Genomic DNA, 15,718 nt, shown 5'->3' with positions numbered 1-15,718 from the left:
TCGGCCGCGGCCCACGGGCCACCCCGCGCACACCACCACAGACCGACAAGAAGAGAACAGGAGAGCCGACATGCCGGCCCTCACCCATGACGATCTGCTGCGCCGCGCCGAGAAACTGCGGCCGCCGGTCCAGCACCACATCGACGGGGCCGACGAGCCGGGTTCGGGCGCCGCGTTCACCGTCGTCTCGCCCCGGGACGGACAGGTCCTCGCAGAGGTCGCCGACGCGCACGGCGCCGAGGTCGACCTGGCCGTGGCCGCCGCCCGGCGGGCCTTCGACTCCGGGCCCTGGCCGCGGCTCGCGCCCGCCGAGCGGGGCCGGGTCCTGCTGCGCGTGGCCGAACTGCTCGAGGAACAGCGGGAGACGCTCGCCCTGACGGTGAGCCTGGAGATGGGCAAGCCGTTCACCGACGCGTACGGGATCGAGCTGCGCGCGGCGATCAACACCTTCCGCTGGTACGGGCAGTTGGCGGACAAGGTGACCGACGAGTCGCCGCACGCCGCCCCGGACGCGCTGGCGCTGGTCACCCGGGAGCCGACGGGCGTCGTGGGCGCCGTCGTACCGTGGAACTTCCCGCTGACGCTGGCAAGTTGGAAGATCGCGCCGGCGCTGGCGGCGGGCTGCACGGTCGTGCTGAAGCCGTCGGAGAACTCACCGCTGTCCGCGCTGACGCTGGGGCGGATCGCCACCGAGGCCGGCCTGCCGCCGGGTGTGCTCAACGTCGTCGCCGGGGACGGTCCGACGGCCGGCCGAGCGCTGGGCCTGCACCCCGACGTGGACGTGCTGGCGTTCACCGGCTCCACCTCGGTCGGCCGGCACTTCCTGCGCTACGCCGCCGACTCCAACCTCAAGCGCGTCTGGCTGGAACTCGGCGGCAAGTCGCCGAACATCATCCTTCCCGACGCCCCCGACCTGGAGAAGGCCGCCGCCACCGCCGCCTGGGGCATCTTCTTCAACCAGGGCGAGATGTGCACCGCCCCCTCCCGGCTGCTGGTGCACTCCTCCGTCGCCGAACGCGTCACCGAGGCGATCGTCGCCCGGGCCCGTGACCTGCGGGTCGGCGACCCCCTGGACCCGGCGACCGAGATGGGCGCGCTGGTGGGCGAGGGGCACCTGGAGCGCGTCCTCGACCACATCGGCGCCGGGGTCGGGCAGGGCGCGCGGCTGCGGGCCGGCGGCGCCCGCACCCTGACCGGCACCGGCGGCAGCTACCTTCACCCCACCGTCTTCGACCAGGTGGACCCGGGCATGCGCCTGGCCCGCGAGGAGATCTTCGGCCCGGTGCTGTCGGTGCTGACCTTCGACGACGTGGAGGAGGCGGTGCGGCTCGCCAACGCCACCGAGTACGGCCTCGCCGCCGGCCTGTGGACCTCCGACCTGTCCACCGCCCACCGGGTCTCGCGGGCGCTCAAGGCCGGGACGGTGTGGGTCAACTGCTACGAGGAGGGCGACCTGACCGTCCCCTTCGGCGGCATGAAGCAGTCCGGCAACGGCCGCGACAAGTCCGCGCACGCGCTGGAGAAGTACACCGAACTCAAGACCACCTGGATCCAGCTTTGACGGCGGCCCCACGCCCCCCGGTCGCGGCCCCCCGCCCCCCGACCGCGACGCCGCACCCCCAGATCGCGGCCCCGCGCGCCCCTGTCGCCGCCCCGCGCCCCCTGATCGCGATCCCCGCCCGCTTCTCCGCGACCACGTCCGCGCTGCGCTACGCCGCCGAGGTCAACGCCCGTGCCCTCGTCGAGGCGGTCTGGCGGGCCGGCGGCGAACCGGCCGGCCTGCATCCCGCCGACCAGGGCGAGCGGGACGTCGCCGCCCGCCTCGCCCGCTTCGACGGCGTCCTGCTCCCCGGCGGCGGCGACCTCGCCCCGCACCGCTACGGCGCCGCCGACGCCCACCACAGCGTCTACGACGTCGACGAGACGCAGGACGCCTTCGATCTGCGGGCCGCCCGCGCCGCACTGGACCTCGGTCTGCCGCTGCTGGCGGTCTGCCGGGGCCTGCAAGTCGTCAACGTCGCCCTCGGCGGCTCCCTGGAGCAGGACATGGGCGGCCCGGACCGCGAACACCGGCACGTCGTGCACCCTGTGGCGGTGCGGAGCGGCTCGCTGCTGGAGCGGGCCGCCGGCGCCGGGAAGGTCGAGGCCTCCTGCTATCACCACCAGCGGGTGGACCGCCTCGGCGCAGGCCTCACGGTCACCGCGCGCGCCGCCGACGGCACCGTGGAGGGCCTCGAACTCCCGTCGGGAAAGGGCTGGTTCACGGCCGTCCAGTGGCACCCCGAGGACACCGCTCACGAGGATCCCGCGCAACAGGGCCTCTTCGACGCCCTCGTCCGGGCCGCCCGCGACGGACGCTGACGCCGACGCGGGCCGGCCCGCCGACCCCACCAGTTCGCCGCCCTCGCCGCCACCCGCCGCCCTCGCCGCCACCCGCCGTCCTCGCCGCCCCCGGCGTGCTGTTCACCGCCCGCCAGCAGGCCCGAGCGGCGGCCCGCCCAGGCGGCACGCCCGCCGCAGACGGGCCCGTGGGGGCGGGGGCTGCCCTGGGCGGGGCCGCGCGGCTGAGGGCGGGCCCGGGGCCGGACGGGTGCGCACCGTCGGCTCACCGGCGGTCAGCGACGGGGCGGGCCCGGGGCGGACTGGTGCGCACCGTCGGCTCACCGGCGGTCAGCGACGGCTCACCGGTGGCTCACATGCGGCTCACCCGCGGCTCACAGGACGGCCGCCTCGGTCGCGGTGGGCTCGTCGAACTGGGTGCGGTACAGCTCCGCGTACCGTCCGCCGGCCGCCAGCAGCTGCTCGTGGTCGCCGCGCTCCACGACCCGGCCGGCCTCGACCACGAGAATCAGGTCGGCGGCGCGGACGGTGGAGAGCCGGTGGGCGATGACGACGGCCGTACGGTCCGCGAGCGCCTCCGCGAGGGCCTCCTGGACGGCCGCCTCGGAGGTGTTGTCGAGGTGGGCCGTGGCCTCGTCGAGGATCACGATGCGCTGACCGGCCAGCAGCAGCCGGGCGATGGTCATCCGCTGGCGTTCTCCGCCGGAGAGCCGGTAGCCGCGTTCGCCGACGACGGTGTCGAGACCGTCGGGCAGGGAGCGCACGAGGTCGTCGAGGCGGGAGCGCCGCAGCGCCTCCCACAGGTCGTCCTCGGCGGCCGACGGGCGGGCGAGCAGCAGGTTGGCCCGGACGGTGTCGTGGAAGAGGTGGCCGTCCTGGGTGACCATGCCGAGGGTGCCCCGCAGGGAACTCGCGCTCAGGTCGCGGACGTCCACCCCGCCGATGCGGACGGCGCCCCCGTCGACGTCGTAGAGGCGCGGCAGGAGTTGGGCGATCGTCGACTTGCCGGCGCCGGAGGAGCCGACGAGGGCGACGGTCTGCCCCGGGTCGGCGCGGAAGGAGACGCCGTGCAGGACCTCGTCGCCGCCGCGGGAGTCCAGGACGGCGACCTCCTCCAGGGAGGCCAGGGAGACCTTGTCGGCGGACGGGTAGCCGAAGCGGACGTCGTCGAACTCGACGGAGACCGGGCCGTCGGGCACCTCGCGGGCGTCCGGCTTCTCCTCGATCAGCGGCTTCAGGTCGAGCACCTCGAAGACCCGCTCGAAGCTGACCAGCGCGCTCATCGCCTCGACGCGGGCCCCGGCGAGCGAGGTGAGCGGGGCGTAGAGGCGGGTCAGCAGCAGGGCGAGGGCGACGACGGCGCCCGGTTCGAGGGAGCCCTTCAGCGCGAGGTGGCCGCCGAGACCGTAGACCAGGGCGAGGGCCAGCGCGGAGACGAGGGTCAGGGCGGTCATGAACACCGACTGGGCGGTAGCCGTGCGCACGCCGATGTCCCGCACCCGGGCCGCGCGGGCCGCGAACTCGGAAGACTCCTCCTCGGGGCGGCCGAACAGCTTGATCAGCGTGGCGCCGGGAGCGGAGAACCGCTCGGTCATCCGGGTGCCCATCGACGCGTTGAGCGCGGCCGCCTCCCGCTGCATGCCGGCCATCCGCCTGCCCATCCGCCGCGCCGGGATCACGAACACCGGCAGCAGGACCAGCGCGAGCAGGGTGACCTGCCAGGAGAGGGTGAGCATGACGGCGAGCGTGAGCACCAGGGTGACCAGGTTGGACACCACTCCGGAGAGCGTGTTGCTGAACGCGCGCTGCGCTCCGATGACGTCGTTGTTGAGTCGGGAGACGAGCGCTCCCGTACGGGTACGTGTGAAGAACGCCACCGGCATCCGCTGCACATGATCGAACACAGCCGTGCGCAGATCGAGGATGAGTCCCTCCCCGAGCGTCGCCGACAGCCTCCTGCCCAGGATGCCGAGCGCCGCCTCCAGCACCGCGATGCCCGCGATGAGCAACGCCAGCCGCACCACCGTGCCCGGGTCGCCGTGCGACACGATCGCGTCGACGACCTTCCCGGCGAGGACGGGGGTCGCGACGGCCAGCAGTGCGGTCAGCACCCCCAGCACGACGAACAGCGCGATGCGGCGGCGGTGCGGGCGGGCGAACACGCCGATGCGGCGCAGTGTCGCGCGGTCGAAGGGGCGGCGTTCCTGTTGGCTGTTCATGACGCTGTACAGCTGCGTCATGGCGATCGCGTCCATGCTCATGGGACCGACCGTAGAACCTCAAGCATTATTGAGGTCAAGTCCTTTCCGACGTCCACCCGTACGAACGCCTCCGACAGCGTCGGGGGCGCCGACTCGAGAGCCGCCCGTCCGAAGGCCCCCGGCACCGGCGCCCCGCGCACGACACCTCCGCGCACGACGCCCCCGAACACGAAGGCCCCGATGACCGTGAGCAATGTTCCGTCCACGCTGGTGAAACCGGCGGCCGTCCCCGTGCGGGAACCCTCGGCGGCTGTCACAGCGGTTCCTCCCGCCCCCGGCGGCCAGCGGGCCCGACGGCTGCCGGTGCGTCAGCTCCTGTGCCTGCTTCCGCTGTTGCTGGTCATCGTGGTCGCGGTGCGGCACCGGTCCGTTCTCGCCGACGGTGTGGCGCAGTTGCGCGGCGCCGAGTGGCCCTGGCTGCTGGCCGCGGTCGGCGCGACCTGTCTGACCTGGGTGGCGGCGGCCGTCACCCGGCAGGGCGCGGTCGTGGAGCGGCTGCCCGGACGGCGGCTGCTGGCGGCGCAGTTCGCGGCGGGCGCGGCCAACCACCTGCTGCCGACGGGGCTGGGCGCGAGCGCGGTCAATCTGCGGTTCATGTCGGTGTGCGGGGTGCCGCTGGCCCGCTCCTCGGCGGCCCTCGCGCTGTATCTGCTGGCGGAGGGCGTGGCCCGGGTGGGCCTGCTGACCGCGCTGCTGCTCGCCTTCCCGGACGCGCTGCGGCTCGGCCCGCTGCTGCCCGGCGGGTCGTTCGGCCCGCTGCTCGCCGCCCTCGCGACGGTGGCGCTGGTCGCTGCGGGCGCGCTCGTCTGCGTACGGCGGCTGCGGTCGGCGGTGTGCTCGTTCCTGCGGACCGCGCTCGGCGAGGCGCGCTCGGTGCACTCCCGGCCCGCGCGGGCGCTCGCGCTGTGGGGCGGTTCGCTGGCGTTCCCGCTGCTGCAGGCGGCCGGGTTCACCGCCGTGGGGCAGGCGTTGCGGCTGCCGGTGCCCGCGGCGCACATGGTGGTCGCGTATGTGGCGGCCACCGTGGCGGTCGCGCTGGTGCCGACGCCGGGCGGGATCGGGTCGGTGGAGGCGGCGCTGGTGGTGGCGCTGGTCGCGGCGGGCGGGCCGGTGGCGGTCGCCACCGCCGTGGTGCTCGGCTACCGCATCATCACCGTGTGGCTGCCGCTGGTGCCGGGCGCGCTGACACTCGCGGCACTGGTGCGCATGAAGATCATCTGACCCGCTCGCCGCGCCTCTCCGCGCTGCGCCGCGCATCGCCCCGCTTCACCTCGACGACGTCGGCCGACCGCACGCCCGCGCACCCCTGGGCCCGCAGGCCCGCACACCCGTAGGCACGCACGCCCGCACGCCCGCGCACACCCTGGCTGCGCCGACGCGTCGGTGCGCCGAGGCGTCGTCGGCCGCCCGACGACCGCACATCCGGCCGACTTCGGACGGCTCCCGGACAGCTCTGGTCAGCTTCGGACAGTTCCGGTCGGCCCTGGTCGGCTCTGGTCGCGCGCCTCGCCGGGGGCCGCGCGATTCGGCCGCCGCGGCCGGATCCCGCGGTACGAACTGCCGTGCCGGATACGGCAGGATGAGCGGTCGTGCCTCCCGGTGCCCGAACCGGGCGGGGGCGCCATCGCACATCCCGGAACCGAACAGGTGACATCGTGACGAGACTTCACATCCGGCCGTCGGCGGCCGCGTCGGCCGCGGATCGACTTCCCGGAGGTGACCGGTGAACCGCGTACTGACCCTCGACGACGGCGTCATCGCCGGAATCGCCCTGGCCACCGGTCTGTTGACGGCCTTCCTGTCGCGCACCGTGCTGCGCTGGCTGGCCAAGCACGCCAAGCGCACGAAGTGGAGCGGCGACGACGTCGTCGTGGACGCGCTGCGCACCGTCGTGCCGTGGGCGGCGATCGCGGGCGGCGCGGCGGCCGCCGCCGCGGTGCTGCCGCTGACGAAAGCGGTCCAGCACACCGTCAACCAGTGTCTGACGGTGCTGCTGATCTTCGTGGTGACGGTGTCGGCGGCGCGGGTCGTCGCCGGACTGGTGCAGACGCTGACGACGTCGCGCTCCGGCGTCGCAGGGTCGGCCACCATCTTCGTCAACATCACCCGGATCCTGGTCCTGGCGATCGGCTTCCTGGTGATGCTGCAGACGCTGGGCATCTCCATAGCCCCGCTGCTCACCGCCCTGGGCGTCGGTGGTCTCGCGGTCGCCCTCGCCCTCCAGGACACCCTGGCGAACCTCTTCGCCGGCATCCACATCCTCGCCTCCAAGACCGTCCAGCGCGGTGACTACATCAAGCTGAGCAGCGGCGAGGAAGGATACGTCGAGGACATCAACTGGCGTCAGACGACCGTGCGCGCGCTCTCCAACAACCTGGTCGTCATCCCCAACGGGCAGCTCGCGAAGACGAACATGACCAACTACATGCGTCCCGAGCAGCAGTTGACGATCCTGGTGCAGGTGGGCGTGGCCTACGACAGCGACCTGGAGCACGTGGAGCAGGTGACCTCGGAGGTCATCGCGGAGGTCATGGAGGGCGTGGACGGCGCCCTGCCGGACCACGAGCCCGCGATCCGCTTCCACACCTTCGGCGACTCGCGGATCGGCTTCACCGTGATCCTGGGCGTCGGCGAGTTCAGCGACCAGTACCGGATCAAGCACGAGTTCATCAAGCGGCTGCACCGCCGCTACCGCGAGGAGGGCATCCGGATCCCGGCGCCCGCCCGCACGGTGGCGTTGCAGTCGGGCGCCGTCGTCATTCCGCAGCAGCGCACCGCCGAGGGGGTCGTGCAGGGCGAGATGTCCGCCCTGCACGACTGACGGAGTCACCAGGGTCAGAGCGTGGCCGAGTTCTCGTGCCACCGCGCGTCCGAGCGGCGACGCGGCGCGGTGAGGGACGGCGGCACCGGGGTGACGGTCCAGTCGGGATGACCGGGCATCCTCGGCGTCGTCGTGCCGTACAGCCAGTCGCGCAGGAAGCCGGAGACGTCCTGCCCGCCGACGTGCGAGGCGACGGCGATGTAGTCCTCCGTCGACGCCGAGGAGTTGCGGTGGCGGGCCAGGAAGGCCCGCTCGACGGCGTGGAAGGCGTCCTCGCCGATGAGCTGGCGCAGCGCGTACAGGACGAGGACGCCGCCCAGGTAGCGCTGGCTGTCGAAGAGGTTGGCCGCGTTCGGCGCGGCGACCGGGCCGGAGGACTTGCGCCACTGGTCGCCGCGCGCGTACGTGTCCTTCATCCGGGCCTCGAAGGTGGTCAGGCCCAGGGAGTCCGCCCAGCCGCGCTCGTAGCGGTAGAGCAGCCCGTAGAAGTCGGCGTGGCCCTCGTTGATCCACAGGTCGGCCCAGGTGGCGGGGCTGACGCTGTTGCCGAAGTAGGAGTGGACCAGCTCGTGCATCATGTGCGAGCCGATCTTCGGCTCCGCCTGGAGCAGGAAGTTCGGCTTGTAGAGGGTGAGGGTCTGCGTCTCGAGGCCGGTGAAGTCGAAGGCGTTCGGGTCGTCGGTGTTGCAGGGCAGCAGTCCGTACGTCTCGAACGGGTAGGCGCCGAGCCGTGCCTCGAGCCACTCGACCAGGCCCGGGGTGAGGGCGAGAGCGGGCTCCAGGGCCTCGGCCCGCGCGGCCGGCACGACGTCGCGCAGGGACAGCCCGTGCGACCCCCGGCGCTCCTTGACGACGTAGTCGCCGACCGTGATCTGCACCAGCTCGGTGGCGATCGGCGAGCGGGAGCGGTAGGTGTACGCGGTCCGGTCGCCGGCCAGGTTCTCGGTGCATACCAGCGAGCCGCTCGCGACGGCGCGCAGCGCGGCGGGCACGGTGACGCGGAAGGTGAAGTCCGCCTTGTCCGACGGGTGGTCGTTGCAGGGGAACACGGTGTGCGCCGAGTCCGGCTGCGGACAGATCGCGAACCCGTCCGGGGTGGGGACCCAGGCGGTGTGCGCGAGGGCGCGCCGCGGGTCAACCGTGTACGTCACGCACACCGTGACGCGCTGCCGGGCGCGCAGCGGCCGGGCGGGCGTGATCCGCAGCTTCTCGTCCCCCTGCTCGAAGGCGGCGGTGCGGCCGTCGACGCGGACGGTGCGTATGTCGAGGCCGAGGGAGTCAAGGGAGAGCCGGGTGAGGGCCTCGGTGGTGCGCAGGTCCAGGGTGGCCGTGGCGTCGACGAGGGTGGTCGTCGCGTCGTAGGAGAGGTCGAGGTGGTAGGCGTCGACGCGGTAGCCGCCGTTGCCCAGGTTCGGGAAGACGGGGTCGGCGAGCGTCTCGGGGGCGGGGGCCGGGCCCGCGGCGGGGGCCGGGGCGTCGCCGGGCCTCCCGTCCGCGTGGGCCGTGGTTCCCCCGGCCAGGACTGCCGCCGTGCCGATCAGGGCGGCCGCCGGGGCCGTCACTCTGCTGCGATATCTCATGGTCCGCTTTCGCTCGGGCGGCCGGGTGGTCGGTCCGGCCGTCGGACAGGTTCGAGGATCTACCTGCTTGACCGCGGAAACGGTTGCTTCGGTTGCATCCGGCGGACACCCGGTCCGTCCCGGAGGTGAGGAGACCGCTGTCGAGCCGGACCCGAGTACGAGATATCTTGATGTCGAGCAATGTTGCAGACGTGGAGCGGAGCACCCGGTGACTGACTCGACCATCATCTACACGCACACTGACGAGGCCCCGGCCCTGGCGACGTATTCGTTCCTGCCGGTGGTCCAGGCGTACGCCTCGCAGGCGGGTGTCGCGGTCCAGACGCGGGACATCTCGCTGGCCGGACGCATCATCGCCCAGTTCCCGGAGTACCTGACCGAGGACCAGCGGATCCCGGACGCGCTGACCGAGCTCGGTGAGCTGGCGAAGACGCCCGAGGCCAACATCATCAAGCTGCCGAACATCTCGGCGTCGATCCCGCAGCTCAAGGCGGCGGTCGCCGAGCTGCAGGCCCAGGGCTACGCGCTGCCGGCCTACCCGGACGACCCGAAGACCGACGAGGAGCGGGACGTCCAGGCCCGCTACGACAAGGTCAAGGGCTCCGCCGTGAACCCGGTCCTGCGCGAGGGCAACTCCGACCGCCGCGCCCCCGCGTCGGTCAAGAACTACGCGAAGACCCACCCGCACCGCATGGGCGCCTGGTCGTCGGAGTCCAAGACCGACGTCGCGACCATGGGCGAGAACGACTTCCGCTCCACCGAGAAGTCCGTGGTGATCTCCGAGGCCGGTTCGGTGCGGATCGAGCTGGTCGCCGAGGACGGATCCACCACGGTCCTGCGCGAGTCGGTACCGGTCCTCGAGGGCGAGGTCGTCGACGCGTCCGTGATGCGCGTGGCCGCGCTGCGCGAGTTCCTCACCGCGCAGATCGCCCGCGCCAAGACCGACGGCGTGCTGTTCTCGGTGCACCTGAAGGCCACGATGATGAAGGTCTCCGACCCGATCATCTTCGGTCACGTGGTGCGCGCGTTCTTCCCGAAGACCTTCGAGCAGTACGGCGCGACGCTCGCCGCCGCCGGCCTCTCCCCCAACGACGGCCTCGGCGGCATCCTCAAGGGCCTTCAGGCCCTGCCCGAGGGCGACGCGGTCAAGGCGTCCTTCGAGGCCGAGCTCGCCGAGGGCCCGGCCCTGGCGATGGTCGACTCCGACAAGGGCATCACCAACCTGCACGTGCCGTCCGACGTCATCGTCGACGCGTCGATGCCGGCCATGATCCGCACCTCCGGCCACATGTGGGGCCCGGACGGCCAGGAGGCCGACACCCTCGCGGTCCTGCCGGACTCCTCCTACTCCGGCGTCTACCAGGCCGTGCTCGACGACTGCCGCGCGCACGGCGCGTACGATCCCTCGACCATGGGCTCCGTCCCGAACGTCGGCCTCATGGCGCAGAAGGCCGAGGAGTACGGCTCCCACGACAAGACCTTCGAGATCAAGACCGCCGGCACGGTCCGGCTGGTCGACGCGGCCGGCAACGTCCTCATCGAGCAGCCGGTCGCCGCGGGCGACGTCTTCCGCGCCTGCCAGACCAAGGACGCGCCGATCCGGGACTGGGTGAAGCTGGCCGTCACCCGCGCCCGCGCCACCGGCAACCCGGCCGTGTTCTGGCTGGACGAGACCCGCGCGCACGACGCCAACCTCATCGCCAAGGTCAACGCCTACCTGGCGGACCACGACACCGAGGGTCTGGACATCCGCGTCCTCGCCCCGGTCGACGCCACCAAGCTGTCGGTGGAGCGCATCCGCCGCGGCGAGGACACCATCTCGGTGACCGGCAACGTGCTGCGCGACTACCTGACCGACCTCTTCCCCATCCTGGAACTGGGCACCAGCGCCAAGATGCTGTCGGTCGTCCCGCTGATGGCGGGCGGCGGCCTGTTCGAGACGGGCGCCGGCGGTTCCGCGCCCAAGCACGTGCAGCAGCTGGTCAAGGAGAACTACCTGCGCTGGGACTCCCTCGGTGAGTTCTTCGCGCTCGTGCCCTCGCTCGAGCAGTTCGCCACGGCCACCGGCAACACCCGCGCCAAGGTCCTCGCCGACGCCCTCGACCGCGCCACGGCGACCTTCCTCAACGAGGACAAGTCCCCGACCCGTCGCGTCGGCGGCATCGACAACCGCGGCAGCCACTTCTTCCTGTCCCTGTACTGGGCGCAGGAGCTCGCCGCGCAGACCGACGACGCGGACCTGGCGAAGGCGTTCGCGCCGCTCGCCGAGACGCTCGCCGCCGCCGAGCAGACGATCGTCGACGAGCTGATCGCCGCGCAGGGCAAGCCGGCCGACATCGGCGGCTACTACCAGCCCGACCCGGCCAAGGCGGCGGCGGTCATGCGCCCGTCGGCCACCTGGAACGAGGCCCTCGCCTCGCTGAGCTGACGCGACGCGGCCGAGCGCCGCACGCGTCCGTACGGCACCCTCCGCGCCCCGACCGGCACCACCCGGCCGGGGCGCGGCACGTCGCCCCGGGCGCGGCATGTCCGCCGTTCCGGCGGTGAGCGCCGTGCGCGGCACGTCCGCCGGGTGCCCCACGTCGGCCACTGCGCGGCCCCGTGCTCACCAGTCCCGGGGGGCGATCAGCTTCTCCACGTCCGCGTCCGCGAAGCCGTAGGCCCGGGCGACGAACCAGAAGTCCCCGGCTATCTCCTCCCGGGCCACGGTCTCGATCTCGCTGTCGGCCTCCCAGAAGGCGTCCTGCAAGGCGTTGAACTCCTCGGTGGCGGCGTGGGTGAGGGCGTACAGCGCGTCGAGACCGGCGGGCGACTCGGCCTCGACCCGCTCGCACAGCCGCAGCAGGATCTCCGTGCCCCGGTCCACCAGGTGATCCGGGTAGTAGTCGTCCCGGTACAGCGCCTTCAGGAAGGTGTGCCCCGTGACCTGCTCGTTCGTCGGTGCCATGCCGCTGTCCCGCCCTCTGCGCCGTCGTGCTGTGATGACGTCTCCGATCATGCACCACGCCACTGACAACGCCCCCGGAGCAGCCCCATGACCCCTGACGCACCGTCCTTCACGTTCCTTCCCGGCGACGCCGGCTCTCCGGTGATCCTCCATGTGCCGCACTCGGCGCGGGAGATACCGGCCGAGGTGCGGGCGGGCATCGTGCTGGACGACGGGGCGCTGGAGCGGGAGCTGGACCACATCACGGACGCGCACACCGCGCGGATCGCCGAGGAGGCGGCCCGGCTGGCGGGTGCTACGCCCTGGCGTTTCGTGAACCGGCTGTCGCGCCTGGTCGTCGACCCGGAGCGGTTCCCGGACGAGCGGGAGGAGATGCGGGCCGTCGGCATGGGCGCCGTCTACACCCGGACCACGCACCGCGAACCGCTGCGGCCCGAGGACACCGACCCCGAGCCGTTGCTGGCCCGCTACTTCCGGCCGTACGCCCGGGCGATGGCCGCCGCCGTCGGCGAACGGCTCGCGGTCGTCGGCCGGGTCGTCGTCATCGACGTGCACTCGTATCCCGCCGCGCCGCTCCCCTACGAGCTGCACGGCGACGGGCCGCGGCCGGCGGTGTGCCTGGGCGCGGACGGCTTCCACACTCCGCCGGAGCTGGCGGCGGCCGCGCGGACGGCGTTCGGGGAGATCGGCGACACGGGCTTCGACAGCCCGTTCGCGGGGACGTACGTACCCCTCGAGTACTACGGGAAGGACGCCCGGGTGAGCGCGCTGATGGTGGAGATCCGCCGGGACACCTACATGAGCGAGCCGGGCGGCCCGGCCGGCCCGGGACTCACCCGGCTCGCCTCCGCGCTGGCGGCTCTCGTGGACGCGGTCACCGGCTGAGCGTCTCGGTCCGAGACCGTCACCGGCCGGCCGTCGCCCACGATCCGTCCCGCGCGATCCGTCCCGCGCGTGTCCCGCGCGATCCGTCCTGCGGGGCGAAGGGCCTCAGGCGCGCAGCCACTCCGTGACGACCACGTCTCCGCCGGTCCGCAGCCGCAGGGCGAACGGGCCGGCGGGCGGTGCGGCGGAGGTGAAACGGCCCAGGTCGTCGGCGGTGAGCGCGGCGCCGGCCCGGGGGCCGTGCAGGACCTCGATCGACGCGGGCTGCGGCGGCAGCAGTTGTCCCAGCAGCCCGTCCTCGGTCACCTCGACGTCGACAGTGAGCCCGTCCGAGTGGAACGTCAGCATCCGCGGCACGTCCACCGCCCCCCGCACCGGGACGGCGTCGACCAGCGAGTCGAAGGTCAGCTCGGCGATCCGCGCGTCCAGGTCGTGCAGCGCGTAGGCCTCGACGGCGGCCTGCCGCAGCTCGGCCGGCACCGGGTCCAGGACGGCGGCGGCTCCCCGGAGTTCCTCCTCCATCGGGTCGTGGTCGAACTCTGCGTCGACGAAGGGGACGTCATCGAAGAAGTCGTCCGGATCGCCGTCGTCGTCCACACGGTCCGTGCCGTTCATACCGTCCATCTCGCTCATGGCGTTCACAGAGCTCCCCGTGCGTCGAGTCGGGCGCGCAGCCGGCGCAGACACCGCTGGCGCATCGGGCCGATGCTGCCCACGGCGATGCCCAGGGCGGCCGACACCTCCTGGTAGCTGGGCGGCGGCGAGGCGATCAGCACCCGCAGCAGTTGCCGGCAGCGCTCGCCGAGCGCCTCGAACTCCTGCCACAGGAACCGCACGCGCTCGCCCTGGGCGGCCGCCTCCTCCGAGTCCAGCACCGACTGCTCGGGCGTGCGGTCCTCACTGGCCCGGTCGAGCAGTCGGGGATCGTCGGTCGGAGTCAGCCGCCGCAAGCCCTTGATCACTTTCAGGCACTCGTTGCGCGCGGTACTCGCGAGCCATGACCCCGCCTTGTGGGGCTCACGGATCCGCCCGAGGTGCTGGGCGAAGCGGAACCAGACGGTCTGGTACACCTCGTGACCGTCGGCGTCCGAGAGCCGGTGGGCGCGCACCACCGACCACACCAGTGGGCTCAGCCCGTCCACCAGGCCCTTCCAGGCCGCCGCATCGCCGTCGACGGCGGACTGGACGAGCGCGCCGACCTCAGTACGGTCCACCGTCCCACCCCTCGTGTACGGCCTGTCATCGTACGCCGTGGCGGGGTCCGTGCCGGACGTCATGAGGCCCTCACGCGGCACCGACCGGGACCGGCCGCCAGGTGGGCGGCAGCAGGGCCGGCACATGGACGCCCCGCACCTCGGCGAACTCGGCGTTGCCCGCCAGCAGTTGGCGGGCGGCGGCCCGGGGGTCGGTCAGCTGGTTCGTGGTCATGTGCGCGGCGACGAGGCCCGCGGCCACCGGGGTCGCGAACGACGTGCCGCTCCAGGACGCGAGGCCTTCGAACATCACCTGGTCCGGCTTGCCCGGGGCGGCCTGCCGCTCCTCGCTCAACACCCCGGTGTGGCGCGGGGACCGGCAGGTGCAGGAGTAGGAGAAGCCGTAGCGGCAGGCGTCGTAGGTGGAGTGCTGGTAGACGTACGGGACGGGCGTGCCGAAGCCGGTGAAGGCGCTGACCAGCCGCTCGCCGGGGGCGTACGCCGTCACCCAGGGGCCGTGGTTGCTGAAGCACGCGCCGAACGTGCCGTCGCCGCGCAGCGCGCCCACCGACAGGACCGCGTCGGCGTGTTCGGGCAGGGCGGCGTAGGCGGCCGGCCAGAACGGCGCCGCGCTCGCGTTGTTGCCGGCGGCGGCGACCAACAGGGTGTGGTGCGAGCGGAGTTCGTCCATGAAGGCGGCGACGCCGAGCAGACCGTCGACGCGGCCGTTGGAGGTGCCCGCGGACAGGCTGAGGATGTCGGGCCAGCCGTCCTCGACGGCGTCGAAGAGTCGCTCGCCGAACTCGGACTCCAGGATCGCGCCCGCGTCGTTGAGCGTGCCGCGCACGGTGACGTCGGTGTTCGGCGCGACGGCCGCGACGATCCCGGCGATGAACGTGCCGTGGCCGACGTACTGCCGCAGGACGCCGGCCTCGTCGGTCTCCCTGACCTGGAGGTCGCCGTCGGTGTGCGCCAGCAGCGGGTAGGAGCGGTAGTCGTGCGTGAGGCCGGTGTCGACGACGAGGACGCCGACGGCGCGCGCCGGGTCGTACGGCGTCGCCGCGGCGCCGGGGTTGGGCGGCCCGGTGCGGGGCGCGGGCACCGGCTCGTCGCCGGGGCAGGCGTTCACCGCGATCGACACCACGTGGTTGCGGCTGACCAGCCGGCGGCCCGCGCGGCCCTCCGTCTCCCGCAGCGCGCGCAACGCCCCCGCCACGGCGTGGTCGGCGGCGCGGCCGCCCTCGCCCGGGTCGCCGACCCGGATACGGGTGATGCCCGACCGGTTGGCCTGCGGGCCCGCGCGGCGCACGTGGTCCGCGACCAGGCCCTCGGTCGCGGTGAAGTGCGTGCGGACGGCGTCCTCGACGACCTGGGCCTCCTCGCCGTCACGGGCCAGGACGACGCCCTTCTCGTAGATGAACTCGGCGGAGTCGTCCGGGCCCATCGCCAACGGGACGTCGGGCAGCGAACGCTGGATCTGGTCGAACTGCTCGTGGAAACGCTGCGGTGCCATGGCGTGTCCTCCCCTGTGCAGGCCGGTGGTCGTCAGAGTGAGCCGCGAGGCGGTCGTCTGATACAGGTGGTGCGACGGCGGATACAGGTGGTGCGACCGCGGATACGGGTGGTGCGACGGCGGGTACAGGTGGTGCGACGGCGGATGAGGGTGGTGCGGTTGCGGCCGCGCGTGCCTT

The 15,718-nt window shown here is 73.1% G+C and carries 12 protein-coding genes; 6 read left to right on the top strand and 6 right to left on the bottom strand.

The features are described 5' to 3' along the window. Positions 1–70: 70 nt before the first annotated feature. Positions 71–1,561 carry an aldehyde dehydrogenase gene (locus tag QA802_RS36890; protein WP_334532206.1) on the top strand — a complete coding sequence of 497 codons (1,491 nt, stop codon included), beginning with the start codon at positions 71–73 and terminating at the stop codon, positions 1,559–1,561. A gap of 62 nt (positions 1,562–1,623) precedes the next feature. Further along, positions 1,624–2,361 (top strand): gamma-glutamyl-gamma-aminobutyrate hydrolase family protein, encoded by a 738-nt coding sequence (locus QA802_RS36885; RefSeq protein ID WP_334535116.1) that lies wholly within the window; start codon positions 1,624–1,626, stop codon positions 2,359–2,361. Positions 2,362–2,714: 353 nt separating this feature from the next. Here the strand turns inward: QA802_RS36885 and QA802_RS36880 are convergent, their stop codons facing one another. Next, positions 2,715–4,595, bottom strand: coding sequence for an ABC transporter ATP-binding protein (locus QA802_RS36880; RefSeq protein WP_443042317.1), 1,881 nt, complete (start codon positions 4,593–4,595; stop codon positions 2,715–2,717). A 186-nt stretch (positions 4,596–4,781) separates the two neighbouring features. On the opposite strand from QA802_RS36880, the gene QA802_RS36875 reads away from it, so the two are divergent. Beyond that, complete coding sequence (locus QA802_RS36875) at positions 4,782–5,822, top strand: lysylphosphatidylglycerol synthase transmembrane domain-containing protein (protein ID WP_334532200.1); 1,041 nt, start codon at positions 4,782–4,784, stop codon at positions 5,820–5,822. 502 nt (positions 5,823–6,324) lie between these two features. After that, complete coding sequence (locus QA802_RS36870; protein ID WP_334532197.1) at positions 6,325–7,422, top strand: mechanosensitive ion channel family protein; 1,098 nt, start codon at positions 6,325–6,327, stop codon at positions 7,420–7,422. A gap of 14 nt (positions 7,423–7,436) precedes the next feature. Here QA802_RS36870 and QA802_RS36865 read toward each other — a convergent pair whose 3' ends face one another. Beyond that, positions 7,437–8,984, bottom strand: a complete 1,548-nt coding sequence (locus QA802_RS36865; RefSeq protein WP_443042230.1) for a M1 family metallopeptidase — start codon at positions 8,982–8,984, stop codon at positions 7,437–7,439. A 226-nt stretch (positions 8,985–9,210) separates the two neighbouring features. On the opposite strand from QA802_RS36865, the gene QA802_RS36860 reads away from it, so the two are divergent. After that, on the top strand, positions 9,211–11,430 hold the full coding sequence (locus tag QA802_RS36860; RefSeq protein WP_334532191.1) for an NADP-dependent isocitrate dehydrogenase: 2,220 nt from the start codon (positions 9,211–9,213) through the stop codon (positions 11,428–11,430). A 177-nt stretch (positions 11,431–11,607) separates the two neighbouring features. On the opposite strand, the gene QA802_RS36855 is transcribed toward QA802_RS36860, so the two are convergent. Beyond that, a complete protein-coding gene (locus QA802_RS36855) occupies positions 11,608–11,949 on the bottom strand; it encodes a DUF5713 family protein (protein ID WP_334532188.1) in 342 nt (113 codons plus the stop codon). Between the two features lie 87 nt (positions 11,950–12,036). Between QA802_RS36855 and QA802_RS36850 the strand changes: the two genes are divergently transcribed. Then, complete coding sequence (locus QA802_RS36850) at positions 12,037–12,834, top strand: N-formylglutamate amidohydrolase (RefSeq protein WP_334532185.1); 798 nt, start codon at positions 12,037–12,039, stop codon at positions 12,832–12,834. A gap of 105 nt (positions 12,835–12,939) precedes the next feature. On the opposite strand, the gene QA802_RS36845 is transcribed toward QA802_RS36850, so the two are convergent. From QA802_RS36845 to QA802_RS36835, 3 genes are read right to left on the bottom strand one after another with little or no spacing between them, the layout of a single operon-like run. After that, positions 12,940–13,458: a hypothetical protein gene (locus QA802_RS36845; RefSeq protein WP_334535114.1), complete on the bottom strand. Its 519-nt coding sequence runs from the start codon at positions 13,456–13,458 to the stop codon at positions 12,940–12,942. Positions 13,459–13,472: 14 nt separating this feature from the next. Then, complete coding sequence (locus QA802_RS36840; RefSeq protein WP_319170749.1) at positions 13,473–14,111, bottom strand: RNA polymerase sigma factor; 639 nt, start codon at positions 14,109–14,111, stop codon at positions 13,473–13,475. A gap of 7 nt (positions 14,112–14,118) precedes the next feature. Then, positions 14,119–15,540 carry a S8/S53 family peptidase gene (locus QA802_RS36835; protein ID WP_334532181.1) on the bottom strand — a complete coding sequence of 474 codons (1,422 nt, stop codon included), beginning with the start codon at positions 15,538–15,540 and terminating at the stop codon, positions 14,119–14,121. Positions 15,541–15,718: the final 178 nt, after the last annotated feature.

Source organism: Streptomyces sp. B21-105 (assembly GCF_036898465.1).
GTDB lineage: Bacteria > Actinomycetota > Actinomycetes > Streptomycetales > Streptomycetaceae > Streptomyces.
This window is presented reverse-complemented; position numbering and strand designations above follow the sequence as displayed.

Bases quoted from the DNA above. Each gene is read 5' to 3' on its own strand.
- QA802_RS36890 (WP_334532206.1), top strand. From the start codon at position 71: ATGCCGGCCCTCACCCATGACGATCTGCTGCGCCGCGCCGAGAAACTG.
- QA802_RS36880 (WP_443042317.1), bottom strand. From the start codon at position 4,595: ATGGACGCGATCGCCATGACGCAGCTGTACAGCGTCATGAACAGCCAA.
- QA802_RS36875 (WP_334532200.1), top strand. From the start codon at position 4,782: ATGACCGTGAGCAATGTTCCGTCCACGCTGGTGAAACCGGCGGCCGTC.
- QA802_RS36855 (WP_334532188.1), bottom strand. From the start codon at position 11,949: ATGGCACCGACGAACGAGCAGGTCACGGGGCACACCTTCCTGAAGGCG.
- QA802_RS36850 (WP_334532185.1), top strand. From the start codon at position 12,037: ATGACCCCTGACGCACCGTCCTTCACGTTCCTTCCCGGCGACGCCGGC.
- QA802_RS36845 (WP_334535114.1), bottom strand. From the start codon at position 13,458: ATGGACGGTATGAACGGCACGGACCGTGTGGACGACGACGGCGATCCG.
- QA802_RS36840 (WP_319170749.1), bottom strand. From the start codon at position 14,111: ATGACGTCCGGCACGGACCCCGCCACGGCGTACGATGACAGGCCGTAC.
- QA802_RS36835 (WP_334532181.1), bottom strand. From the start codon at position 15,540: ATGGCACCGCAGCGTTTCCACGAGCAGTTCGACCAGATCCAGCGTTCG.